Here is a 23,388-nt window from a genome sequence, read left to right on the forward strand (position 1 = left end):
TTAAGCATTAAGCATTAAGCATTAAGCATTAAGCATTAAGCAGTACCAGAAAAAGGGTAAATATGTCGTCTGAACAAAATGATTTTCTATTTTTAGACCCACAGCAAGACGACGAAATAGTTGTTGAGCCATCTCGTTATTGGGATATTTTAATTGTAGACGACGACGAAGAAATTCATACGGTTACAAAGCTCGCATTATCTGGGTTAGAATATGGTGGTGCTAGGCTTAGGTTTCATCACGCATATTCTGGCGCTGAGGCCAAAAATATACTTACTCAGCCCAATGATATATCTGTTATTTTTTTAGACGTTATTATGGAAACTGACGATGCCGGCTTTCAGGTGGTTAAACATGTCAGAGACACTCTTAATAACAAACGCGTTCGCATTATTTTACGTACGGGCCAAGCCGCTAATATCCCCGAAGAAAAAGTTATTCGTGAATACGATATAAACGATTACAAAACTAAAACAGAGCTGACACGCTCAAAACTTGTGACAACGCTTATTGCTGCTATTCGTTCTTACGAACAGATATGCCTACTTGAGTATCAAGCGCAAGCGATGAATACTATTTTATCTGCCTCTAAATACATTTTGGGGCAAACAGATATAAAAGTATTGTGCAATAAAGCACTTGAATTTATGGGGGTTATTTTAGGTTGTAAATCTAACGGATTAATTTGTACCAAGCTTGATGGTGAAAATTTTATTCAGGTTCTGGGCGGGTGTGAAAAGTACGAAGAATATTTTGGTGAAAAATTAGTTAATGTTAACCAAACTGCGTTATCTCAGGTTGAGGCCTGTTTTGGACAACTCACTCATCAATATACAGATAACAGCATCACCTTTATTTTAAAAAGTAAGCACCGCAAAGCTGCTTTATATATTGAGAGTGGTGGAGCACCGACAGATATTCAACTGCAGTTTGCTGAAATATTTTTAACTAATATTAGTATTGCGCTCGATAATATACGGTTGTTTGTAAAGCTAAGAGATGCAGCTTATAAAGACCTACTCACTGGTATTTCAAATAGAACTGATTTTATTGAGCGCATAGATGATTTTAAAAACGTCAGTGAAAACAAATATGTGTTTGTTTTGTTAGACGTTATTAACTTCTCAGATATAAATGATGGCTTAGGGCAAGATGTAGGTAATAAGCTACTTATTGCTATTGTTGAGCGTTTGAGAGCAATTGTCCCCACAGCTCAATTACTCTCTCGTGTAGGTGCTGATGTATTTGGTTTTTTAATCCCAAAAAGTGAATTTGTTTTAACTGATTTTAATGAAAAGTTAAGTCCGTCGTTTTCTGCTGCGGAACATGTGTTACCCATCGATTTTAGAATTGGCTTATGCCAACAGCAAGACTTTCAAGGCTCTGGTTTAGAAACATTAAAAGTGGCTTATATTGCTTTAAATCATGCTAAAAAAATAAAGCACAAGGAAGGTGTTTATTACAGTATTGATATGCAAGAAAAAATGGAGTGGCGATTAGGTTTAATTAGACAGCTGCGCCATGATTTCGCCAGAGGGAAGCTCGAAGTATGGTACCAACCGCAGTTATCGTTTGATGATTTGTCATTAATTGGTTGCGAAGCTCTTTTACGCTGGCCGTTGGAAAATGGCACCTACATTTCACCCGCAGTGTTCATACCTTTAGCTGAAGACGCTGGACTCATCGTTGATATAGGGCAGTGGGTGTTAGAGCAAGCGTGCCAACAGCAAAAGCGATTAGAAAACGAAGGAACTGAAATTTGTATTGCTGTTAACGTGTCGGTTCCGCAATTTAAAGTTAAAGGGTATGCGCAAACAGTAAAAAATACCTTACTAAAATACGGTGTGGACCCAAAAAACATTGAGCTTGAAGTCACTGAAAGCGTAGTAATGGATGAATTAGACACGGTTATTAATACTCTGAGGGAGCTTAAGGCGTTGGGTATTGAAGTTGCTATTGATGACTTTGGCACAGGGTTTTCTTCATTAAGTTATATACAAAGCCTTCCTATCGATAGACTAAAGATTGATAGGTCGTTTATTAAAGATCTTAATAATGGTGATACCGGTGCCGTTGCTGGATTAGTAATATCGTTAGGTGCAAAGTTAGGTTTAAAAACAATAGCTGAGGGTGTTGAAACGCAGGAACAAGCTAAGTTTTTAAAAGACTTAGGATGCGATGAAGTACAAGGGTTTATGTATGCTAAACCTATGCCTGAAAACAAGTTATTAGAGTTCATTAGTAAACGAAAAACATAGATAGTTATAGGCTTAGTGTTAAAGGTATTTCATACGTTGTAATGTTGTATATATAAACAAGTCTATGATGTATAATTTGCGCCTTTTGTTATTCTACGGTCACATTTATGAGCACACTCAAAGCTAAGCGCGCCTTATTCTCTTACCCCAAGTATTGGGCTGAGTGTTACGGCACTGCACCATTTTTACCTACATCACGCGAAGAAATGGATGCACTTGGCTGGGATAGCTGCGACATAATAATAATTAGTGGTGATGCGTATGTTGACCACCCAAGCTTTGGGATGGCAGTAATCGGACGTGTGCTCGAAGCGCAAGGTTTTAGAGTAGGTATTATTGCTCAGCCCAAATGGGATACAAAAGACGCATTTATGGAGCTTGGCAGGCCAAACCTATTTTTTGGTGTAACTGCTGGTAACATGGACTCAATGATTAACCGTTACACAGCTGAAAAGCGTATGCGCCACGATGATGCTTATACACCAGACAACGTAGGTGGTAAACGCCCGGATCGAGCGGTGATGATTTACTCTCAGAAGTGTCGTGAAGCATACAAAGGTATTCCTATTGTTATTGGCGGTATTGAGGCCAGCCTTCGCAGGATAGCCCATTATGATTATTGGCAAGAAAAAGTGCGCCGTAGCATTTTGTTTGACTCAAAAGCCGATATATTGATTTACGGAAATGCTGAGCGCCCATTAGTAGAAGTTGCCCACCGTATTGCCGGTGGTGAAACGATGGATACGATTCAAGACATTCGTGGTACTGCTGTTATTCGTAAAGAACCTTTGCCAGGCTGGCGGGGCAGTGATTCAACAGCTATTGATAAAATAGGTAAAATAGACCCCATTCCAAATCCTTACGGAGCCGATGATGTTGGCTGCAGTAAGTCTGAATTTAAACAAGCTGGTATTGATTTAAAAGCAGAAGCTGCAAAGCCTATTACCGTGCAGCCAGCGCGTCCTAAGCCATGGGAGAAAACGTATGTTAAACTTCCAGCGTATGAGCAAGTAAGTGTTAACAAACCTTTATACGCGCATGCCTCAAGAATATTACACCAAGAAACTAACCCTGGTTGTGCAAGAGCTTTGTTCCAGCGTCATGGCGATCGCTCTATTTGGGTGAATCCACCGGCTTATCCTTTAGAAACACATGAAATGGATGCGGTATTTGGATTACCTTATCAACGAATTCCTCATCCACGTTATGGCGACGCTAAAATACCTGCTTACGACATGATAAAAACGTCGGTGAATATTATGCGCGGCTGTTTTGGTGGGTGTTCATTCTGTTCGATTACAGAGCACGAAGGGCGTATTATTCAAAGCCGATCGCAAGAGTCCATTATTGAAGAAATTGAACAGATCAGGGATAAAGTGCCCGGTTTTACTGGCGTTATTTCCGATTTAGGTGGGCCAACGGCCAACATGTACAAATTACGTTGTACAAGCAAAAAAGCAGAAAGTACCTGCCGACGCTTATCGTGCGTATACCCTGATATTTGTAAGCATATGGACACGGATCACACGCCTACAATCGACTTATACAAAAAAGCACGTGATGTAAAAGGCATTAAAAAAGTTCTTATCGCTTCGGGCGTTCGCTATGACCTTGCTGTACGCGATCCTCGCTATGTTAAAGAGCTGGTGACACATCATGTGGGCGGGTATCTAAAAATAGCGCCAGAGCATACTGAAGACGGTCCATTATCAAAAATGATGAAGCCAGGCATGGGTGCTTACGATCAATTTAAAGAATTATTTGATAAGTACTCGAAAGAAGCGGGTAAAAAGCAGTATTTAATTCCGTATTTTATTTCTGCACACCCAGGAACTAAAGACGAAGATATGGTAAACATGGCTTTATGGCTTAAGTCTAACGACTTTAAGTTGGATCAAGTGCAAAACTTTTACCCATCTCCAATGGCCAATGCGACCACTATTTACCATACAGAGATGAACTCACTGCGTAATATCAAGAATAATAGTGAAGTAGTGCCAGTGCCAAAAGGAGCACGCCAGCGCAGATTACACAAAGCTATTTTGCGCTACCATGATGCATCGGGCTGGCCAATGATACGTGAAGCACTTCGCAAAATGGGTAAAGCTAACCTAATTGGCAAAGGGCCAAACTGTTTAGTGCCAGAAGAAGGCCGCGATGAAAAAGCGGGTAAAACCGTTAATAAAGGCCGTAAAGGGGCTCGCCCAGCGCTTACACGTCATACGGGATTTAGCCAATTTAAAAAGGCTAATACAAAACCTAAAGTGGGTGGAAATAGGCAAAAAGCCAGATAGTTATTACCGAGACAATAAAAACGCGCAGCTATAAATTAACTGCGCGTTTTTTTATAACAGCTTTTAAATTTATATTAACAGCCAAGTAGCGGTGCCTAAAAAGGCAAAAATACCCACAATATCTGTCACTGTTGTTAGCACTACACTGCCTGCAAGTGCAGGGTCTATATTCATTTTTTTAAGTAAAATTGGAATACTTGCACCAGCGACCCCTGCCACAACTAAGTTCATAAACATGGCAAAAGCGAGTACGCCGCCGAGCATAAAGTCCCACTGCCAAAGTGCAATAACACCCGCTATCAACAATGACCACAAAATGCCATTGAGTGCTCCAATAGCGAGTTCTTTCATCATTAAAAAGCGTTGGTTGGTTTGATTTATATGACCAACAGCTATACCACGAATAACAAGTGTTAGTGATTGACTGCCAGCAACACCGCCCATAGAAGGAACAATGCCATTAAGCACTGCTAATATGGGTAAAATATCGAGTGTGCTTTCAAAAAAACTGGCTACAAAGGCGGCCGCAAGCGCAGTTAATAAGTTAACTCCTAACCATACTGAGCGTTTTTTAGAGCTTTTTAAGACAGGGGCAAAGGTATCTTCTTCATCATCAAGGCCCGCCAAACTCAGTAAACTATGTTCGGCGTCTTCACGAATTACGTCAACAATATCATCGATCGTGACACGACCAAGTAGCTGATCGTTGTCATCAACAACTGGGGCCGAGATCCAATTATGGCGCTCAAACAGTTGTGCGACTTCACTTTCATCCATTGAAATTGGAATTGACTCACATTCTTCATCCATTAAATCGCGAACAATTTTTTCTGGTGGATTAGTTAGCAATGTACTCAGCGATAAAGCACCAATAAAGCAGTTATGTTTATCAACCACATACAGGTCATCAGTGCCTTCAGGTAACTCTCCGCGAAGTCGAATATAACGTAGGACGACATCAATGGTCACATCTGGGCGAATAGTTACCGTATCGGTGTTCATGAGTGCACCAGCAGAACGCTCTTGATAAGATAGCGCTTGTGTTGCGCGCTCTCTATCTTGGGTGTCCATGGCGCTAACAACGTCTTGGTAAACGGTGTCAGGCAAACTACGTAATACTTCACCTAGGTCATCGTGACCCATGTCTTCAGTGGCAGCAGCAATATGCTCAGGCTCCATTTGGGCAATAATACCCAGGCGCACGTCTTCTGATAATTCTTCGAGTACATCACCTTGAACATCAGGATCAACTAACTGCCATAGCAAGCGACGAATTTTGTGTGGAGATGATTCTAATAATAACGCAGTATCACATGGCGCTGTTTTTGCGAGCATGCGCCTAACTTGAACAAACTGACCACTATTAAGTGACTTGGTCACTTGTTTTAGTTGTTGTAGTGGGTAGTCTTGTTCAAAAGCTTCGGGCATTGGCGTCCTTTATTTATACTGTAACTGTTACCTAATGGGTGGGGGAGTACGACCTAGCAGCCAGTTATTTTGATTATAGTTATTTTATTTAAATGTTAAAAATTAACGTTACTCTTGTTCGTTAAATCGTTGCGAAATAAGTTCTCCAATTGCATTTAAAGCTTGCTCTGCATCAGGCCCTTCACATACCACTTTAACTTCTTTACCTTGGCTACTTTCAAGTAGCATTAGTGCTAATACACTGTCACCAGCAGCTTCTTTATCATCTTGAAATAAGGTGATTGAAGCATCAAATTTTACAGCGAGTTGGGCTAATACAGTTGCGGCTCTGGCATGCAGTCCTAATTTATTTTGTATTAAAAAAGTGTCTTCTATACGCATACATTACTCTATCAAAGCTGAACAGGTTATTAGTTTTGTAAAATTACTTTTCTTGTTCTCTGTGACGTATTTTTACATTGGGATGCGTAACTGCAAAGCTTTCGCCAATTGTTTGCGCTAAATATACAGAGCGATGTTGCCCGCCAGTACAGCCAATCGCAATAGTTAAATAGCTTCTGTTATTTCGCTCTAGGTGTGGTAGCCATGTTTGTACAAAGGTTTGTATTTGCCATGTAAATTTTTGAACTATGCTGTGGCTAGCCAAATAATCTTTTACTGGTTGGTCTAGGCCATTAAGTGGTTTTAGTTCAGGCTCCCAATGCGGGTTAGGTAAAAAACGCGCATCAAATACGTAATCTGCTTCTTTAGGAATGCCATGTTTAAAACCAAAAGATTCAAATGTAACAATCAGCTGCTTATCTTTTTTACCTAATATTTTTTCGCGAATTGATTCAGCAAGTTGATGAACGCTTAGCTCACTGGTATCGATCATGTAATCGGCGCGCGTAATTAGCACATCGAGAAGTTCTTTTTCTTTTTTTATGGCTAAATCAAGCGGAAGTGAATCTATTGATAAAGGGTGTAAGCGTCTGGTTTCAGAAAATCGTTTAATAAGGGTTTGATCTTCACTGTCTAAGTAGAACAGCGTTGGTTTTGTAAAACCCGGTAAGTATTCGATGATGTGATTAAATTCATCTTGCTCTTTTGGTAAATTTCGCACATCTATACTAACGGCAATTTTATCGTAGTTATCAGAAACGCTTCTTACCAAAGAAGGTAATAAATTTACTGGAATGTTATCTACGCAATAATAACCTAGATCTTCAACAACGCGTAAAGCAACCGACTTACCAGAACCAGAACGGCCACTTATGATAATCAACTCCATTAATCACCCTTTAAATTTGTTACGATTGGTCAACAATAATTTGATACAACTCAGCATCCGATTTAGCACAGCGAAGCTGCTTACAAAATTCTTTATTTTTTAGTTTATCAGCTATCGTTGCTAGCGTCTTTAAATGCTGTTGGTTATCGCCTTCAGGTACGATGAGTGCAACAAAAATATCAACAGGGCGGTTGTCTATAGCATCAAAATTAATCGGTGTTTCACTTACTAACACCAATGCTAAAGGTTCTTGTGCGCCGCTCATTCGGCCATGTGGAATAGCAATACCTCTTCCTATCCCTGTGCTGCCTAGCTTTTCGCGGGTTAATAAAGCGCCCAAAATATCCTGTTGAGATAAATACGGTAATTTATCGTGAGCCAGCTCGCTAATAAACTCTAAAATTCTTTTTTTACTATTAAAAAGGACCGCAGCTTTACTGCAGTCCTGGCATATAAGTGAACTTAATTTCATCATATTAGTGTCGAGCAAGCTTCTCTTTGTGTTTAATTACTTGACGGTCAAGCTTGTCAATCAATGAATCAATAGCTGCATACATATCTTGATGTTCAGTGGATGCGAATAATTCAGCACCACTTACATGAATAGTTGCTTCTGCTTTTTGATTTAATTTTTCTATATCAAGAATGACATGAACATTATTAATATGATCAGAGTGCCTTTCTAGCTTCGCAAATTTGGTATTTATATAGTCTCTTAATGAATCAGTTAGTTCTACATGACGACCAGTTAAATTTAGTTGCATAAGCATTACCCTCTTTGTTTAGCGTCTTAAATCAGGCTCTTTCGCTGATTTGACGGTGGAATAGCCAGAGATTCGCGATATTTTGCGATTGTACGTCTCGCTACTTTAATTCCTTGCTCAGCCAATATATCCGCAATTTTGCTATCACTCAATGGTTTTGCTGAGTTTTCTGCTGCGATTAATTTTTTAATAAGTGCACGTATTGCAGTAGATGAACACTCTCCACCATTTTCGGTACTTACGTGGCTTGAGAAAAAGTATTTAAGCTCAAATATTCCACGCGGTGTGTGCATATACTTTTGCGTGGTTACGCGCGAAATTGTTGATTCGTGCATTTCTACCATTTCAGCAACATCATTTAAAACCATCGGTTTCATGGCTTCTGGCCCGTGTTCAAAAAAGCCCTGTTGTTGTTTAACAATACAGTTAGTTACTTTTAAAAGTGTATCATTTCTACTTTCTAAGCTTTTTATAAACCATTTAGCTTCTTGTAAATGTGAGCGAATAAATTGACTGTCGCCGCTTGATTTAACTGTACGCGACATCGCTGCATATTGGCTGTTTACACGAATTTTTGGCATGCTGTCTGGGTTTAACTCTACAATCCAGCGGCCTTTAATTTTTTTAACTGACACATCAGGTATTACATACTCAGACTCTTCTCGTACTATTGTGTCTGCAGGCTTAGGGTTGAGCGTATGAATAAGTGTCATTACTTCTTTAAGCTCATCTTCTTTGAGCTTCGTTTTTTTCATTAATGTACGGTAGTCACGAGCAGCTAACAAATCAATGTGCTCGGTTAAAATCATTTTTGTTTCATCAATAAAAGGCGTGCCTTTATCAAATTGATTTAACTGAATACACAAACACTCTTGTAAGCTACGTGCCGCAATACCCACTGGGTCAAATAGCTGAATGCGCTTTAATACAGCTTCTATTTCGTCAAGTTCAACCTCAACGTCATCGTCATTATCTTGATTAAAGCTCTCTAAAATCTCTTCGCAACTGAGTGTCAGTATGCCTGAATCATCCACCGCTTCTACAATAGCAATAGCAATGGCTTCATCTGTAGGGCTAAATGGCGTTAATTGTAATTGCCACATTAAATATTCGTGAAGCGTTTCAGTTGATGCGCCCTGATATATAGACTCATCTTCAGGCATTGGGCCTGAAGATGATGCAGGGGCTGCACTCATGTACTCATCCCAGCTAACGTCCATTGCCATGTCGTCACTTACGGTATCTTTAGCAAGCGCTTCACCACTGTCTTGTTCATACTCGCTAGGGGCTTCATCTACAGATACGGTTACTGTAACTTCATCGTTATCTGCTTTTTGCTCATTTTTGCCCGCAAGATCATCGGCATAGTCTTGCTCCTCAACCTCAAGTAATGGGTTGCTGTCGAGCGCTTCTTGTATTTCTTGCTGAAGATCCAATGTGCTTAATTGCAGCAAGCGAATAGCTTGTTGCAACTGAGGTGTCATTGTAAGTTGCTGGCCCATGCGCAGCTGTAGTGATTGCCTCATGTATCTCTAACAATCCTTTTAAGTTGTTATAGTTAATACTAGCAGATGCTTATAAATAAGGCGTAAATGTTACAGCCTAAATTGCTCGCCTAAATATACATCGCGTACAGTTTTATCATTTAATACGTGTTCAGGGGTACCAGAAGCAATCAGTTCCCCATGAGAAACAATGTAGGCTTTTTCGCAAACATCAAGGGTTTCTCTTACATTGTGGTCTGTTATTAATACGCCAATCCCACGGTTTTTCAGGTGTTCAATAATTTTTTTAATATCTAATACTGAGATAGGGTCAACACCGGCAAATGGTTCGTCTAGCAAAATAAACTTTGGATCTGCGGCTAAAGCACGTGCAATCTCTACTCGGCGACGTTCTCCGCCCGATAATGCCATACCTTTGCTATCCCGAATGTGTTGAATGCTAAATTCATCTAATAGATTATTCAATGTATCTTCTCTGGCTTGCTTAGTGAGCTCCTTTCGAGTTTCTAAAATAGCCATTAAGTTTTGATACACTGTTAATTTTCTAAATATAGACGACTCTTGTGGTAAGTAGCCAATGCCTAATCTAGCACGACTGTGCATAGGTAAAAGCGTAATATCGTTCTCGTCGATAGATATTTTGCCTTTATCGCTAGGGACTAAACCTACAATCATGTAAAAGGTTGTTGTTTTACCTGCGCCGTTTGGCCCAAGCAAGCCTACAATACTGCCAGCTTGAACTTCTAAGCCCACATTTTTTACAACTTCACGGCCTTTGTAGCTTTTGGCTAGTAGCTCTGCTTTTAATGTGCTCATGGTTGGCCTTTGTCAATTTTTTTAGGCTCCACAGGCACTAAGATAGTGTGTACACGGTCAGTTGAGCTTTCATCTTTTTCGGCGCTAATAAGCTGCTGTTCTATATCGTAGGTAATGCTTTTAGCATTCATTTTTTGCCCAGCTTGAGATATCTCTGCATCTCCAATTAATGTTAAAAAACGCGTTGAAACATCGTATCTAACTTCATTAGCGCTGGCGCTCATTATTGTGCCGTCGGCTTGTTTTTCTTCAAAATATGCAGGCGTACCTGTGGCAATTAACAATTGCTTGTTGTCGCCTAGCTCATCACGCTTGTGAACCTCAAGGCGGTCTGCGGTAATTTTTCTGTCGCCATGAATAATTTCAACATTTTTTTCGAAGATACCTACGTTTTCTTTTAGTTGACCCTCTTGTTTATCCGCACTAATCGAAATTTGATTTGCAGAAATTGGCGCTGTTGGTTCAGCGGCATTAGTACCTAATGCAAGTAAAAATGTTGGAATAATAAAGAGTGTTGATAGTTTATTGGTCATAATAAATAGTTCGCGTATGGTTAATTAATTTTATCACTTCGGTTTTTAAATCGGCTTCTAAGCCTTTACCGGTGATTTTTAAATTGGGCCCTGTAACAATGACAGGCTGCTCTGATTGCATCGTTAGTAATTTTATATCTACCTGAATGTTATCAGCATTAATTTTATCTATCATTGCGTTATCAGTTAAATTACTAGCAACAACGTTACCTTCTAATATTAATTGTCTGCCTTCGTATAATGTTGCTTCATTAGCGTTAATTCGCCATGTTTGCTTGTTGTTGTATAGCGTAAAAATAGGTTTATCAAAAAAGGTAAACCCTAATTCTTGATATAGCTCCATTCGTGCTGCCGTTACTTTATGGCTGATTTTCCCATTTTCGTCATACGCTGTTTGTTTTAGCTCTATGGCTGTGTAATCGGGCTTTGCAATTATGTCTGCTTCGGTTTGTTGTGGTAAATTTACTTGTGTGAAATAAGGGTACCAAAGCCAAACCATACAGCTGATGAATAAAACGCTTAATATTATGCGCGCTGCATTCATGAACTGGTCCCTTTTGTGGTCAAAGGTTTGTTATTTTCAAGCATTAGCAGGTCGGTTAGTTCTCTCACTGCACCAAAGCCACCTAGCATTTGTGTTGTATAATGCGCTAAACGTTTTATTAGCGGATGGGCGTCATTTACTGCAACAGCAAACCCTACTAACTCCATCACTGGCATGTCTGGGCCATCATCGCCAATGTAGGCAATTTGCTCATCATTTAAATTGAGCTTTGTTTTTAGTTCTTCGTAAGCGAGTAATTTATTTTCTTGGCCTTGATATATATGTTGTACTGTTAGGCTTGTCATACGCTGTTGTACTATTTTTGAGTGGCGTCCTGTAATTACCGCAACTTCAAAGCCGCTATTAATTAGCGCTTTAATGCCAAAGCCATCTTTTGTATTAAATGCTTTGAGCTCTTCGCCTTGGTTACCCAAATAAATGCGACCATCAGAAAACACACCATCAATATCACAAATAAGTAGCTTTACTTTTTTTGCACGTGCTTTTGCGTCTTCACTCAATGGTTGATAGAGCTCTTCAAATTGCATTTATAATACTCCTGCTTTTAGTAAGTCTTGCATATTTAATGCACCAATAGGGTGGTTTTGCTCATTAACGATGATTAAACCATTAATACGCTTTTGCTCCATAATATTAAGTGCTTCAGCGGCCAAAATATCTTGTGTTGCCGTTGTGCAGGACTTGGTCATTACAACATCTATTTGTGTTGTATGTATATCAATTCGTTGTTCTAAAATACGACGTAAATCACCGTCGGTAAAGAGCCCTACAAGTTGTTGCTGAGAATCAACTATGGCTGTCATGCCTAAGCCTTTTGCCGACATTTCTATCAGTGCATCTTTTATAGTTTGCGTAACGTTAATAATAGGTGTGTTTTTACCGCTATGCATGACATCTTTTAGGGTCAGCAGTAAACGTTTACCTAAACTGCCGCCGGGGTGAGATAGCGCAAAGTCATCAGCTGTAAAGCCGCGGGCTTCTAAGAGTGCAACTGCCATGGCATCGCCCATTGCAAGTGTTGCTGTTGTGCTTGCTGTAGGGGCTAAGCCTAACGAACAGGCTTCTTTTTGTACTTTTATGCAAATATGTACGTTTGCAAGCGTTGCCATTGTTGAACTAGCGTTGCCTGTCATGGCTATCATTTTTGCGCCGAGGCGTTTCAAAACGGGAATTATATTGAGGACTTCGCTTGTTTCACCAGAATTAGAAATTAGCATAACCACATCATTTTTAGTGATCATACCTAAGTCGCCATGACTTGCCTCACCGGGGTGTACAAAAAATGCAGGGCTGCCAGTACTTGCTAATGTAGCCGCTATTTTATTGCCAATATGACCCGATTTTCCCATGCCTATAACAATAGTTCGGCCTTGGCAGTCGTATATTAACTGACATGCTTGATGAAAATTTTCATCCACATATTGTGCAATATCACTCAATGCTTGGCGCTCTATGTCTAATACACGTAGGCCTTGTTCAATAAAATTTAGCGTTGCCATTACTTACCCTACTTGACTGAAAATATACCCTTGGTAGCCTAAAAAAGCGATTAATAATAAGCCGCCCTCTACTCTATTGATGCGCTGAGCACCTTTAAAGTTCAATGACATGATAATAAGCGCAACCGTGGCACCAATCATAATAAGTATGTCGCGGTTAGCAACAGACGGGTCAATAACAGAAGGGTTAATAATGCCTGCGAAAGGCAGCACGGCAAGAATATTAAAAATATTAGAGCCAACAATATTACCCAGTGCTAAGTCATCTTCATTCTTAAGAACCCCTGCAATTGAAGCTGCAAGCTCGGGCAAGCTTGTACCTATTGCAATAATTGTTAAGCCAATGACTAAATCGCTTAGGCCAAAATATTTTGCAATATCGACCGCTGAATCTATTAAAAAATGTGCACTGACAGGGAGTAATACCATACCAATAACTAACCAAATGACTGCTTTTTTTGTTGGTACGTCATTGGGTACTTCATCACACGCTTCTGATACAAATGGGTCTGTTTGATTTTTAGCACGTAGCGAAACAATAATCAGCCCGCTAATAAAGACGACAAAACCAATTAATAACGCAACGCCTTCAGTAAGCGAAAAGTAGTTATCTGAAAAAATATACCAAGTCGCTAGAGATACGATAAGCACTAACGGGATTTCACGTTTTAAAGTACTTGAAGAAACGCTAAGAGGCCTAAATAAAGCGGTAATACCTAATACCAGTAAAATATTTGTGATATTTGAGCCAATTGCGTTACCTACCGCTGTGTCTGTTTTTCCAGCCAATGCTGCAGAGGCTGATACCATCATTTCAGGTGCTGATGAGCCCATGGCAACAACAGTCAAACCAACAATTAAGGTTGGTACGCCAAAGTTTTTAGCCAGTGCGGCCGCACCATAAACAAACCTGTCAGCACTCCAAACTAGGGCTGCAAAACCAAGAATCAAAATAACAAACGAGGTAACCATTGTATTAAGCCAGTTATTCAAAATAGGAATGGCGCGAATAGTAACAAATGCCACGATGAAAGTATAAATAAAAGAGTAAGGTCAACTACGTAGACTAATTCATTTTACTAAATTAATTAGTCGGGGCTGTTAGGCTTTCAGTATTAAAGTTTTGCTGATGTATGGGAAATAACTTCACCATCAGGTATTGGTTTGCCTAAATTCTAAATAGGTTGCTGAAAATTTAACCTTGATAGGTAACAGACCCTACTTTAAGTGTTGGTTAAGTGAAGATGGGTGAGTCTTAATGTGTGTTTTAAACGTACATTACAAAATCTTACGAATTGTTTTTTCCATATTGGATCAAAAAGATTTAAAATAGGGGCACTAGTGAACATTTTTATGGAGAGCGACTTGTCGCAATCAATAGTAGAAGTCAAGGATGTTAGCTTTTCCAGGGGCGATAGGGTCATATATAAAAATATGAGCTTTAGTGTGCCTAAAGGCAAAATCACTGCGATTATGGGGCCAAGCGGTATCGGTAAAACCACGATGTTGCGTTTAATTGGTGGCCAATTAAAACCTGATTCGGGTGATATTTTATTTGAAGGTGGCAGTATTCCTTCCATGACGCGTTCAGAATTATACGAAGCGCGTACAAAAATGAGCATGCTATTTCAAAGTGGTGCCTTGTTTACCGACATGTCTGTGTTTGACAATATTGCTTTTCCGATTCGTGAGCACACAAAACTAAGTGAAGATCTTATTCGTTTAGTGGTGTTAATGAAGCTGCAGGCTGTGGGTTTACGCGGAGCTAAAGATTTAATGCCCTCAGAGTTATCAGGTGGGATGGCAAGGCGTGCTGCTCTTGCTCGCGCAATAGCGCTCGATCCAGAGCTCATCATGTATGACGAACCGTTTGCTGGCCAAGATCCTATCTCAATGGGCGTGCTTGTAAAGTTAATTAAATCGCTCAATCAAGTATTAGGTTTATCGTCTTTAATTGTGACCCATGATGTAACTGAAGTAATGAGTATTGCCGATCACGTTATTATTATTGCCGATCAGGGCGTAATAGGCTCAGGTACGCCAGATGAAATGCGCAATCATGAATCTGAGCTAGTTCAGCAATTTTTAAAAGGTTTGTCTGATGGTCCTGTGCCATTTCATTTCCCCGCGCAAGCCTATGCAGATGAGTTGCTTGGAGAAAAAGCCTAATGTTGGATTTGTTTCAAAAGTTAGGGCATAAAACTCTGGGTCGCTTTGCTGCCCTTGGTCGCTCAGCTTACATGTTGTTCAGCGCACTCGCGCATGTTCCTAATTTTAAAAAAGGCACTCCGCTGCTTATTCGCCAGCTTTATATGGTGGGTTCGCAGTCGCTGCTTATTATAATGGTATCAGGCTTGTTTATCGGTATGGTACTCGCATTGCAAGGCTACACCGTATTAGTAGGGTATGGTGCTGAAGATAGCTTAGGGCCACTTGTAGCATTGAGTTTACTGCGTGAGCTAGGGCCTGTCGTTACCGCGCTATTATTTGCTGGGCGTGCAGGTAGTGCACTTACCGCAGAAATAGGCCTAATGAAAGCCACCGAACAATTATCATCATTAGAGATGATGGCAATTGATCCACTTAAACGTATTATTGCACCTCGCTTTTGGGCCGGTTTTATTAGCATGCCTTTACTTGCAATTATATTCTCTGCCGTTGCAATTATAGGGGCTCATTTAGTCGGGGTTGATTGGTTAGGTGTAGATACCGGTAGCTTTTGGTCAATTATGCAATCGCAAGTGTCGTTTCAGGCTGATGTACTAAACGGCATAATTAAAAGCTTTGTATTTGCAATAGTGGTTACTTGGATTGCACTTTACAAAGGCTATGACTGTGTTCCAACGTCGGAAGGGATCAGCAAAGCAACTACCGAGACAGTTGTACACTCGTCATTGGCCGTTTTAGGTTTCGACTTTATTTTGACAGCGGTAATGTTTACCAGCTAATTAGGGTATAAATAATGAATTCACGGAAATTAGAAATTTTAGTTGGCTTTTTTGTAGCGCTTGGCATTTTAGCTTTTGCTATGTTAGCGCTTAAAGTAGCGAATGCAGGTATTAGTGGCTCAGGCGAAACCTATTCACTGAATGCAAAGTTTGAAAATATTGGCTCATTAAAAGCACGAGCCCCCATCAAAGTAGGTGGTGTGGTAATTGGTCGCGTTGAGTCAATTTATGTTCATCCAAAAGAGTTTTTACCTGTGGTTGATATGACTATTGATGCGCAATACTTATGTCGTTTTTCAGATACAAGCTCTATATCCATACTTACATCGGGTATTTTAGGCGAGCAATACTTAGGTATAAATCCTGTTATTGCCTCCAGTTCAGCTGAACAGCGCTGTTTAGGTGAAACAGTAACCAACAATGAACAAGATACAGCAATTGATGATTTATTTGGCGTAGAAAGTAAGGCGTTAGGTAATGGGGATTCAATTATTGATACTAAGTCTGCCATTGTGTTAGAAGAATTAATTGGGCAGTTTTTATTCAACCAAGGTAGTGAGTAATTATTATGTTGAAAAAGTATTTAGCTATTATAACGCTTAGCGCATTAAGCCTAATGCAAACGGTGAGTGCTGCAGAAGTAAAGTTAGACGATCCAAATAAAATGGTGCGCAAGGTATCAGAGCATACATTTGACCGAATCAAAAAAGATCAACCATTGATTGTTAAAGATCAAGAGTATCTTCGCGTTATCGTTGAAGAAGAGTTGATGCCCTATATTGATTATAAATACGCAGCACTGCGTGTATTAGGAAGTGAAGTATCTAAAGTGCGCGCAATCACAGATGATGCTGAAAAAGCACAAGCAATTAAAGATATTCAGCGCTTTATTGGCGTGTTTAGAGAGTATTTAGTTGCTACGTATGCAGGTGTATTTACCCAATATACTAACCAACACGTTGAATTTGGTGCACCGCAACCATTTAAAGGTCAGGATGTGGTTGTAGTTAAAACAAAAATTATTGAGGATGGTAAGCCAGATATTCGCATTGATTTTAAAGTTCGTGAAGATCGCAGTGGGCAATGGCGTGCATACGACATGATTGCTGAAGGGATAAGCTTGTTAGATGCTAAGCAAAGTGAACTACAAGGCATTTTACGTCAGCAAGGTATTGATAAAGTAAGTGACCTTTTAGAGCAAAAAAGTAAGCTTCCAGTTCAATTTAGAGGCAGCAGCTCGAATGACTAAATTGGCGATAAGCCAAATTGATGATCAACAGTTTCGAGCGAGCGGCGAGCTCTCTCGAAATTCAATTGGCGATGAACAACTTCTGAACAAGCAGCTACAAACTAAGCATAAAACCATCTATTTTGACCTAAGTGGGGTGTCAAGGGTTGACACAGCCGGCTTAGCTTGGTTAATTCACTCTTTTGCAGAATTAAAGCAGCAAGGTATTCGCCTTGAATTGCAAAATCCACCTGAGCAATTGCAAAATTTAATGCAATTGGGTCAAGTTACAACCCTATTTGAGTGAGAGTTATGGAAACTAGCCAAGTCGAAACATTATTACGCGAAGAACTTCAATTAGCAGAAGTTCATGTAAAAGCCAATGGAAGCCATTATGAAGTTGTTGCCGTGGGTGAGTGCTTCGACGGTTTAAGCCGAGTTAAAAAGCAACAGCTAGTATATGGTCCACTAATGAATACTATTTCAGACGGTACTATTCATGCAGTTTCTATTCGTGCTTTTACACCGACTGAGTGGAAACGCGAACAAAAATTTATTTTACCGCAATAAATAGGGCCTCCTGATGGATCAATTTGTAATTCAAGGTGGCACTTCACTTGCTGGTGAGGTGACTATTTCTGGTGCTAAAAACGCAGCACTGCCTATTTTATTTGCCTCACTTTTGGCCGACGGTAAAAGCACATTTACCAATGTGCCACGCTTACGCGATATTGTAACTACTGAAGCTTTGCTAAAAACATTAGGTGCAGATGTAAATTGGCAGGGTGATACCCTCGTCATAGATGGTGCAACTGTTGATAAAACGTTGGCCCCATACGATTTAGTAAAGCAAATGCGCGCGTCTGTATTAGCATTAGGGCCTTTAGTTGCTCGCTTTGGTGAGGCACAAGTTTCATTGCCAGGCGGCTGTGCTATTGGTGCTCGCCCTGTTGATATTCACATTCAAGGCATGGAACGTTTAGGTGCGCAAATTAGTGTTGAAAATGGCTATATCAATGCAAAAGTGGATGGTCGCCTTAAAGGCGCTGAGATCTTTATGGAGATGGTCAGTGTAGGCGCAACCGAGAACTTGTTGATGGCAGCAGCGCTGGCCGATGGTAAAACAGTACTTGAAAACGCAGCCCGTGAACCTGAAATTACCGATTTAGCAAATTGCTTGATTGCAATGGGTGCTAAAATTACAGGCGCTGGAACGAGCCGTATTGAAATTGAAGGCGTAGAGTGCTTATCCGGTTGTGAACATAAAATTTTACCGGATCGTATTGAAACAGGTACGTTCTTAGTTGCTGCAGCAATGGCTGGTGGTGAAGTATTGTGTAAAAACACAGACTTTCATTCACTTGAACCGGTTATTGAAAAACTGCGCGCGACAAATGCCTTACTTGAAGTGAAAGACGATTCCATTTACCTAGATATGCGTGGTCGTGAGCTTAAAGCCGTGAATGTTAAAACCGCGCCGCATCCTGGGTTCCCAACCGATATGCAAGCTCAGTTTACTGCACTTAATGTAGTGGCTAACGGCAGTGCGACAATTACAGAAACCATTTTTGAGAATCGCTTTATGCATGTGCCTGAGTTACAGCGCATGGGCGCAAACATCCGCTTAGAAGGCAACACAGCAATATGTGGTGAGACTAAAAGTCTTTCTGGCGCTCAAGTTATGGCTACGGATTTACGAGCATCAGCAAGCTTAATCCTTACAGGGATTGTAGCGCAAGGTGAAACAGTTGTTGATCGTATTTATCACGTTGATAGAGGGTATCAGCGTATTGAGGATAAACTCAGCGCGCTAGGCGCTAACATAAAGCGTAAAGCAAGCTAACACGTTTAAATGCTGGTCGGTGTGATTACACCGACCTTTCTTTATTTAGAGTTTGGTTTCAAGCTCAGCCACAGTAACCATTATTTTTTCGATTTTCCCATCTCTATACAACTCAAACTCTATTTCTTTACCCGGTTCAGTATTGCCAATTTTTTCGAGTACCTTTTGTGGATTAGCCACTGAAAGCCCCGCAATTTTTATTACAATATCTTGTTCTTCAATGCCTGCTTGCCACGCAGGCCCTAATGGATCTAAATTTGTAATACGCATGCCGCTCACAGGGGTTAAGTTGTCATTAACCTCTTTGCCTGTACTGTCTACAGCTGTGCCTTCAAACCCTAAGTAACCACGCACTACACGACCATGGCGAATTAGCTTAGCCATGACTTCCTTAGCTAGGGTGTAGGGGACAGCAAAAAAGATGCCTTGAATGTTTAAGTTTTCGCGGGTTTTAAATTGCGCTGAAGTAATACCTACTAAATCACCATTTGAATTAACGAGTGCACCACCGGAATTTCCTACATTAATTGCTGCATCCATTTGCAGTAGGTTATTAAACGGGCTATCGGTGATTTTTTGTTTACCTGTGGCACTAATAATCCCTTGTGTAATGGTTTGCCCTAAGTTGAGTGGGTTACCAATCGCTAATACAACATCTCCCACGCTAGTCGTATAGTCATCGTTTACGGGAATAACAGGAAGGTGTTCTGCATTTATTTTAAGTAGTGCTAGATCTGTAATTGTATCAAAGCCTATAAGCTGCACATCAAAAAAACGTCGGCCGTCAGTTAAAATCACCATAATGACATCAGCATTATTAACAACATGATAATTAGTAAGTATATAGCCATCTGGCGACATAATAACGCCAGAGCCTAACTCCTGAACGGTGTTTTTTCTTTTGTAGCGGGGCTCCTTTGAAATACTTTCAGAAAAAATAGTAACGACAGACGGGGCTGCGCGCTTTACTGCATCAGAAAAGCTTAAGTGGCTTGCACTCATTGCACTGGGGATAGGAACATTAGGCAGCAGTGCTGCTCTCATATTTGGGCTGAAAAAAACCACTAAAAAAGCAATACTGAGACCTGCAAATAGAGGAGGGAGGACAAATTTAATGAATTTCAGCACAAGTTTCTTATTATTAAAGGAGCAATCCCTTTATGATGGCACAAAAAAAATAACAGCGGCAAGTGCCGCTGTTATTTTTATTACACATATACTGCGATTAATTACTGAATTAGGATAAATATAGACTCACGTCCACGTTTAACGCCTAGTACAATATTACCTTTAGTATTTTCGATGATTTTATTCATATCGCGAATAGTCTCAACACGTTGGCGGTTCACTTGAACTATCATGTCACCTTCTTCTAGGCCTACCCGTGCAGAAGGAGAGCGAGGATCGACAGAGGTAATTTCAATCCCCTTTGCGTTATTTTTCTGAACATTTTCTAATTCAGCCCCTTGAAATGCGGGGTGCAGTTCTTCGCCAACCGCTTTGACACCAGATGCACCGTCGAGTGTGACTTTGAGCGTTTTTATTTTTCCATCTCGGTAAATACTGAGCTTTATTTCTCTGCCTTCACCTAATGTAGCAATTTTACTGCGCAGTTCATGGAAGCCGCTTATATCGCTGCCATTAATGCTTACAATAACATCCCCGGCTTTTATGCCTGCTTTACTAGCAGCAGTATCATCCATTACCTGCATTACATAAGCACCTTGTTTAACATCAAGCTGTTGTGCTTTGGCTAAGCCCGCATCAAGTGGACGACCCGATATGCCTAGCGAGCCACGGCGTACTTCACCATGCTCAATAATCTGATCAACCAAGTTTTTCATCATGTTAGAAGGAATAGCAAAACCAATTCCAACGTTACCACCAGATGCACCTAAAATAGCGGTGTTAATGCCAATTAGTTCTCCATTTAAATTCACTAAAGCACCGCCGGAATTACCTTGGTTAATAGCGGCGTCTGTTTGAATGAAATCTTCGTAACCTTCAATGTTTAAACCACTGCGTCCAAGGGCACTAACAATGCCTGAGGTGACGGTGTGGCTTAAGCCAAAAGGGTTGCCTATAGCAACTGCAAAATCACCGACTCGTAATTGGTCTGAGTTAGCAAGTTTGATTTCTGTCAGGTCATCAGCGTCTATTTGTAGTAGTGCAATGTCAGACTCTTTATCTGTACCAATTTTAGTAGCTTCAAATTCACGTCCATCTTCGAGTGTAACGATCATTTTTTCAGCATCTTGGATCACGTGATTATTAGTAACCACATAACCTTCATCTGCATCGATAATCACACCTGAACCCAAACCACTAAATTGGCGCTTTTGGCTGCGAGGTTGTTGCTGGCCAAAAAAGAACTCAAGTGGATCGGCGCGGCGGCGAACCTCTTTAGAGCCCGAAACCTGAATACTCACAACACCAGGAGAGATTTGTTCAAGCATAGGTGCAAGAGTCGGTAGCTGTTGCCCATTAACTGCTATTGGTAACTTTGCATAAGACGCTACCGGGCTCATTAATAAGCTTGTAGATAAAATAGCAGCACTGATAAGTGATAATTTCATTTTCATAGTCAAGGTTTACTCCACTTAGGAAAAACAAAAATTAAAAAAGGCTGCATAAGCAGCCTTTTTTTAGTTTGTTAGTAAGATAAAACAACAAAGCTGTTATATCTAAAGACTATGGGGTCAAAAAAAAGTTCATCAAGATGCTTTAGAGCGGTCCTGTACTTTATTTTCACCAGCAAATAAACCAGACTCACCTGACACAAAGTCTGCCGGTTGCGCCTCTGCTGAAGAGCGATCAGAACGACGCTCTTTTAAAGATGCTTGTAATTGCTCTGTTGTTTCTTTTGAAAAGTAAGGGGCTGCTGGTTCTTTATTTCTATCTTCTAACAGTAATTGATTAGTTTCTTCTACATGACTCAAGAGCTGGTTGTAGTTATCTTTCATTTTATTTACAAGCTTGCTGGTGCTTGCTAAATGGTCAGCTACGTCTTGGCGATATTGCTCAAGTTCGCTTTGCGCTTGTTCCGCTTGCTCTTTTAACTCATCTTGTTTGAACTGTTTTTTAGTAACAAATGCACCAATAAAAAATGCTATAACCGCAACAATAACGATTAAACCTACCCATATAACTGTGCCCATAAACTACCCCTTTGGGAAAATAACGAAAGAATGCTGATTCATTTATAAATCATATTAAGTGTAATATACCCCGAGTTATGATGCGTGTTAATATGCTTTACAAATTAAACTGCGTTTTGACTGAAAATACATATGACTCCTTGGCAAACATATCAACAAGATTTAAAACGAGATGACTTTGTACACGACGCAGCACAAGAAAATGCTGTGCGCCACTTGCAACGTTTATACGATGACCTCACGCAAGCAAAACCAAAATCAACAGGTTTTTTCGCTAATTTATTTGGTAAAAACGAACCAGAACCTATAAAAGGCTTGTATTTTTGGGGCGGAGTTGGGCGTGGAAAAACGTATTTAGTTGATACTTTTTATGAGGCATTACCAAGTGATCGAAAAATGCGCGTGCATTTTCACCGTTTCATGCACCGTGTGCATGATGAATTAAAAAAACTAAATAACACGACCAATCCGTTGGAAAAAGTAGCGGATATATTTAAATCAGAAACAGACATCATTTGTTTTGATGAATTCTTTGTGCAAGACATAACGGATGCCATGTTACTGGGTGGTTTAATGGAAGCGCTTTTTGCTCGTGGAATTGTTTTAGTCGCTACCTCTAATATTGTGCCTGACGATTTATATAGAAATGGCCTACAGCGGGCTCGTTTTATGCCTGCCATTGAACTGGTAAAACTTAATACTGAAATAGTGAATGTAGATTCGGGTATTGACTATCGACTGAGAACCTTAGAACAAGCTGAGATTTTTCACAGCCCGCTTGATGAACAAGCGGATAAAAATCTATTTGAATATTTTGATAAGTTGTCAGCTGAACCGGGTCAACTCGATCAATCTATAGAAATAGAAGGGCGCTTAATAAAAACGCGCAAAGTAGCTCAAAGTGTCGTGCTATTCGAATTTAGTGAATTGTGTGAGACTGCACGTAGCCAAGTTGATTATATGGAAATTAGCCGTTTATATAACACGGTAATTATTTCTAATGTAAAACAGCTTGGCCAAAGTAATGATGATGCAGCAAGGCGCTTCATTGCTCTAGTAGATGAATTTTACGAACGCCACGTGACGCTAATTATTTCAGCAGAAAAACCGATTACCGAACTTTACACCCAAGGTAACTTAAATTTTGAATTTAAACGCTGCATAAGCCGTTTACAAGAAATGCAGTCGTTAGAGTATTTAGCAAGAGAACATTTAGCTTAATAAAAATTAGAATGCCGGTCGTTGCGCGCTTCCAACTCTTATTTGTAAATAGCGATAA

At 40.2% G+C, this 23,388-nt stretch carries 25 protein-coding genes; 10 read left to right on the plus strand and 15 right to left on the minus strand.

The features are described from left to right. The first annotated feature begins 62 nt into the window (after window positions 1-62). Complete coding sequence (locus PMAN_RS01150; protein WP_010555656.1) at window positions 63-2,258, plus strand: bifunctional diguanylate cyclase/phosphodiesterase; 2,196 nt, start codon at window positions 63-65, stop codon at window positions 2,256-2,258. 107 nt (window positions 2,259-2,365) lie between these two features. Further along, window positions 2,366-4,552, plus strand: a complete 2,187-nt coding sequence (locus PMAN_RS01155) for a YgiQ family radical SAM protein (protein WP_006792091.1) — start codon at window positions 2,366-2,368, stop codon at window positions 4,550-4,552. 69 nt (window positions 4,553-4,621) lie between these two features. On the opposite strand, the gene mgtE is transcribed toward PMAN_RS01155, so the two are convergent. From mgtE to PMAN_RS01215, 12 genes are all read right to left on the minus strand, one after another. Beyond that, complete coding sequence (gene mgtE / locus PMAN_RS01160; RefSeq protein ID WP_006792092.1) at window positions 4,622-5,980, minus strand: magnesium transporter; 1,359 nt, start codon at window positions 5,978-5,980, stop codon at window positions 4,622-4,624. Window positions 5,981-6,088: 108 nt separating this feature from the next. Continuing rightward, window positions 6,089-6,361: an HPr family phosphocarrier protein gene (locus PMAN_RS01165; RefSeq protein ID WP_006792093.1), complete on the minus strand. Its 273-nt coding sequence runs from the start codon at window positions 6,359-6,361 to the stop codon at window positions 6,089-6,091. 43 nt (window positions 6,362-6,404) lie between these two features. Continuing rightward, on the minus strand, window positions 6,405-7,250 hold the full coding sequence (gene rapZ / locus PMAN_RS01170; protein ID WP_006792094.1) for an RNase adapter RapZ: 846 nt from the start codon (window positions 7,248-7,250) through the stop codon (window positions 6,405-6,407). A 19-nt stretch (window positions 7,251-7,269) separates the two neighbouring features. Further along, window positions 7,270-7,722: a PTS IIA-like nitrogen regulatory protein PtsN gene (ptsN, locus tag PMAN_RS01175; protein ID WP_006792095.1), complete on the minus strand. Its 453-nt coding sequence runs from the start codon at window positions 7,720-7,722 to the stop codon at window positions 7,270-7,272. 4 nt (window positions 7,723-7,726) lie between these two features. Further along, window positions 7,727-8,014, minus strand: coding sequence for a ribosome hibernation promoting factor (hpf, locus tag PMAN_RS01180; protein ID WP_006792096.1), 288 nt, complete (start codon window positions 8,012-8,014; stop codon window positions 7,727-7,729). A gap of 26 nt (window positions 8,015-8,040) precedes the next feature. Beyond that, window positions 8,041-9,540: an RNA polymerase factor sigma-54 gene (locus PMAN_RS01185; RefSeq protein ID WP_010555658.1), complete on the minus strand. Its 1,500-nt coding sequence runs from the start codon at window positions 9,538-9,540 to the stop codon at window positions 8,041-8,043. Window positions 9,541-9,609: 69 nt separating this feature from the next. Next, entirely contained in the window at window positions 9,610-10,335 is a 726-nt protein-coding gene (gene lptB, locus PMAN_RS01190) for an LPS export ABC transporter ATP-binding protein (protein ID WP_010555659.1), read from the minus strand. Then, the gene (gene lptA, locus PMAN_RS01195) at window positions 10,332-10,868 is read right to left on the minus strand and encodes a lipopolysaccharide transport periplasmic protein LptA (protein WP_010555660.1); all 537 of its coding nucleotides are present in this window, start codon (window positions 10,866-10,868) and stop codon (window positions 10,332-10,334) included. Before lptA ends, lptB begins: the two co-directional genes overlap by 4 nt. Further along, a complete protein-coding gene (gene lptC / locus PMAN_RS01200) occupies window positions 10,858-11,412 on the minus strand; it encodes an LPS export ABC transporter periplasmic protein LptC (RefSeq protein WP_006792100.1) in 555 nt (184 codons plus the stop codon). Before lptC ends, lptA begins: the two co-directional genes overlap by 11 nt. Then, window positions 11,409-11,960 (minus strand): 3-deoxy-manno-octulosonate-8-phosphatase KdsC, encoded by a 552-nt coding sequence (gene kdsC / locus PMAN_RS01205; protein ID WP_006792101.1) that lies wholly within the window; start codon window positions 11,958-11,960, stop codon window positions 11,409-11,411. The genes lptC and kdsC overlap by 4 nt, the downstream gene beginning before the upstream one ends. Continuing rightward, the gene (locus tag PMAN_RS01210; protein WP_006792102.1) at window positions 11,961-12,932 is read right to left on the minus strand and encodes a KpsF/GutQ family sugar-phosphate isomerase; all 972 of its coding nucleotides are present in this window, start codon (window positions 12,930-12,932) and stop codon (window positions 11,961-11,963) included. A 3-nt stretch (window positions 12,933-12,935) separates the two neighbouring features. Further along, window positions 12,936-13,904 (minus strand): calcium/sodium antiporter, encoded by a 969-nt coding sequence (locus PMAN_RS01215; RefSeq protein WP_010555661.1) that lies wholly within the window; start codon window positions 13,902-13,904, stop codon window positions 12,936-12,938. Window positions 13,905-14,285: 381 nt separating this feature from the next. Between PMAN_RS01215 and PMAN_RS01220 the strand changes: the two genes are divergently transcribed. From PMAN_RS01220 to murA, 7 genes are read left to right on the plus strand one after another with little or no spacing between them, the layout of a single operon-like run. After that, window positions 14,286-15,101 carry an ATP-binding cassette domain-containing protein gene (locus tag PMAN_RS01220; RefSeq protein WP_074210176.1) on the plus strand — a complete coding sequence of 272 codons (816 nt, stop codon included), beginning with the start codon at window positions 14,286-14,288 and terminating at the stop codon, window positions 15,099-15,101. Then, window positions 15,101-15,880, plus strand: coding sequence for a lipid asymmetry maintenance ABC transporter permease subunit MlaE (mlaE, locus tag PMAN_RS01225; protein WP_010555663.1), 780 nt, complete (start codon window positions 15,101-15,103; stop codon window positions 15,878-15,880). The genes PMAN_RS01220 and mlaE overlap by 1 nt, the downstream gene beginning before the upstream one ends. Window positions 15,881-15,894: 14 nt before the next feature. After that, window positions 15,895-16,443, plus strand: a complete 549-nt coding sequence (mlaD, locus tag PMAN_RS01230; protein WP_006792106.1) for an outer membrane lipid asymmetry maintenance protein MlaD — start codon at window positions 15,895-15,897, stop codon at window positions 16,441-16,443. Window positions 16,444-16,448: 5 nt separating this feature from the next. Next, a complete protein-coding gene (locus PMAN_RS01235) occupies window positions 16,449-17,129 on the plus strand; it encodes an MlaC/ttg2D family ABC transporter substrate-binding protein (RefSeq protein ID WP_010555664.1) in 681 nt (226 codons plus the stop codon). Further along, window positions 17,122-17,415 carry an STAS domain-containing protein gene (locus PMAN_RS01240; RefSeq protein ID WP_006792108.1) on the plus strand — a complete coding sequence of 98 codons (294 nt, stop codon included), beginning with the start codon at window positions 17,122-17,124 and terminating at the stop codon, window positions 17,413-17,415. Before PMAN_RS01235 ends, PMAN_RS01240 begins: the two co-directional genes overlap by 8 nt. Window positions 17,416-17,420: 5 nt before the next feature. Further along, the gene (locus PMAN_RS01245; RefSeq protein WP_006792109.1) at window positions 17,421-17,678 is read left to right on the plus strand and encodes a BolA family protein; all 258 of its coding nucleotides are present in this window, start codon (window positions 17,421-17,423) and stop codon (window positions 17,676-17,678) included. Between the two features lie 13 nt (window positions 17,679-17,691). Next, window positions 17,692-18,951 carry a UDP-N-acetylglucosamine 1-carboxyvinyltransferase gene (gene murA / locus PMAN_RS01250; RefSeq protein WP_010555665.1) on the plus strand — a complete coding sequence of 420 codons (1,260 nt, stop codon included), beginning with the start codon at window positions 17,692-17,694 and terminating at the stop codon, window positions 18,949-18,951. A 45-nt stretch (window positions 18,952-18,996) separates the two neighbouring features. On the opposite strand, the gene PMAN_RS01255 is transcribed toward murA, so the two are convergent. From PMAN_RS01255 to PMAN_RS01265, 3 genes are all read right to left on the minus strand, one after another. Continuing rightward, on the minus strand, window positions 18,997-20,079 hold the full coding sequence (locus PMAN_RS01255; protein ID WP_010555666.1) for a trypsin-like peptidase domain-containing protein: 1,083 nt from the start codon (window positions 20,077-20,079) through the stop codon (window positions 18,997-18,999). 101 nt (window positions 20,080-20,180) lie between these two features. After that, window positions 20,181-21,533 (minus strand): Do family serine endopeptidase, encoded by a 1,353-nt coding sequence (locus PMAN_RS01260; RefSeq protein WP_008130320.1) that lies wholly within the window; start codon window positions 21,531-21,533, stop codon window positions 20,181-20,183. Window positions 21,534-21,665: 132 nt separating this feature from the next. Beyond that, window positions 21,666-22,109 (minus strand): Z-ring associated ZapG family protein, encoded by a 444-nt coding sequence (locus PMAN_RS01265; protein ID WP_008130322.1) that lies wholly within the window; start codon window positions 22,107-22,109, stop codon window positions 21,666-21,668. Window positions 22,110-22,241: 132 nt separating this feature from the next. On the opposite strand from PMAN_RS01265, the gene zapE reads away from it, so the two are divergent. Beyond that, window positions 22,242-23,330, plus strand: coding sequence for a cell division protein ZapE (gene zapE, locus PMAN_RS01270; protein WP_010555667.1), 1,089 nt, complete (start codon window positions 22,242-22,244; stop codon window positions 23,328-23,330). The last annotated feature ends 58 nt before the right edge of the window (window positions 23,331-23,388 follow it).

This window comes from Pseudoalteromonas marina, assembly GCF_000238335.3.
Classification (GTDB): Bacteria; Pseudomonadota; Gammaproteobacteria; order Enterobacterales; family Alteromonadaceae; genus Pseudoalteromonas; species Pseudoalteromonas marina.

Coding starts and splice junctions, on each gene's coding strand:
- PMAN_RS01150 (WP_010555656.1), top strand. CDS start 63: ATGTCGTCTGAACAAAATGATTTTCTATTTTTAGACCCACAGCAAGAC.
- PMAN_RS01155 (WP_006792091.1), top strand. CDS start 2,366: ATGAGCACACTCAAAGCTAAGCGCGCCTTATTCTCTTACCCCAAGTAT.
- mgtE (WP_006792092.1), bottom strand. CDS start 5,980: ATGCCCGAAGCTTTTGAACAAGACTACCCACTACAACAACTAAAACAA.
- PMAN_RS01165 (WP_006792093.1), bottom strand. CDS start 6,361: ATGCGTATAGAAGACACTTTTTTAATACAAAATAAATTAGGACTGCAT.
- rapZ (WP_006792094.1), bottom strand. CDS start 7,250: ATGGAGTTGATTATCATAAGTGGCCGTTCTGGTTCTGGTAAGTCGGTT.
- ptsN (WP_006792095.1), bottom strand. CDS start 7,722: ATGAAATTAAGTTCACTTATATGCCAGGACTGCAGTAAAGCTGCGGTC.
- hpf (WP_006792096.1), bottom strand. CDS start 8,014: ATGCAACTAAATTTAACTGGTCGTCATGTAGAACTAACTGATTCATTA.
- PMAN_RS01185 (WP_010555658.1), bottom strand. CDS start 9,540: ATGAGGCAATCACTACAGCTGCGCATGGGCCAGCAACTTACAATGACA.
- lptB (WP_010555659.1), bottom strand. CDS start 10,335: ATGAGCACATTAAAAGCAGAGCTACTAGCCAAAAGCTACAAAGGCCGT.
- lptA (WP_010555660.1), bottom strand. CDS start 10,868: ATGACCAATAAACTATCAACACTCTTTATTATTCCAACATTTTTACTT.
- lptC (WP_006792100.1), bottom strand. CDS start 11,412: ATGAATGCAGCGCGCATAATATTAAGCGTTTTATTCATCAGCTGTATG.
- kdsC (WP_006792101.1), bottom strand. CDS start 11,960: ATGCAATTTGAAGAGCTCTATCAACCATTGAGTGAAGACGCAAAAGCA.
- PMAN_RS01210 (WP_006792102.1), bottom strand. CDS start 12,932: ATGGCAACGCTAAATTTTATTGAACAAGGCCTACGTGTATTAGACATA.
- PMAN_RS01215 (WP_010555661.1), bottom strand. CDS start 13,904: ATGGTTACCTCGTTTGTTATTTTGATTCTTGGTTTTGCAGCCCTAGTT.
- PMAN_RS01220 (WP_074210176.1), top strand. CDS start 14,286: ATGGAGAGCGACTTGTCGCAATCAATAGTAGAAGTCAAGGATGTTAGC.
- mlaE (WP_010555663.1), top strand. CDS start 15,101: ATGTTGGATTTGTTTCAAAAGTTAGGGCATAAAACTCTGGGTCGCTTT.
- mlaD (WP_006792106.1), top strand. CDS start 15,895: ATGAATTCACGGAAATTAGAAATTTTAGTTGGCTTTTTTGTAGCGCTT.
- PMAN_RS01235 (WP_010555664.1), top strand. CDS start 16,449: ATGTTGAAAAAGTATTTAGCTATTATAACGCTTAGCGCATTAAGCCTA.
- PMAN_RS01240 (WP_006792108.1), top strand. CDS start 17,122: ATGACTAAATTGGCGATAAGCCAAATTGATGATCAACAGTTTCGAGCG.
- PMAN_RS01245 (WP_006792109.1), top strand. CDS start 17,421: ATGGAAACTAGCCAAGTCGAAACATTATTACGCGAAGAACTTCAATTA.
- murA (WP_010555665.1), top strand. CDS start 17,692: ATGGATCAATTTGTAATTCAAGGTGGCACTTCACTTGCTGGTGAGGTG.
- PMAN_RS01260 (WP_008130320.1), bottom strand. CDS start 21,533: ATGAAAATGAAATTATCACTTATCAGTGCTGCTATTTTATCTACAAGC.
- PMAN_RS01265 (WP_008130322.1), bottom strand. CDS start 22,109: ATGGGCACAGTTATATGGGTAGGTTTAATCGTTATTGTTGCGGTTATA.
- zapE (WP_010555667.1), top strand. CDS start 22,242: ATGACTCCTTGGCAAACATATCAACAAGATTTAAAACGAGATGACTTT.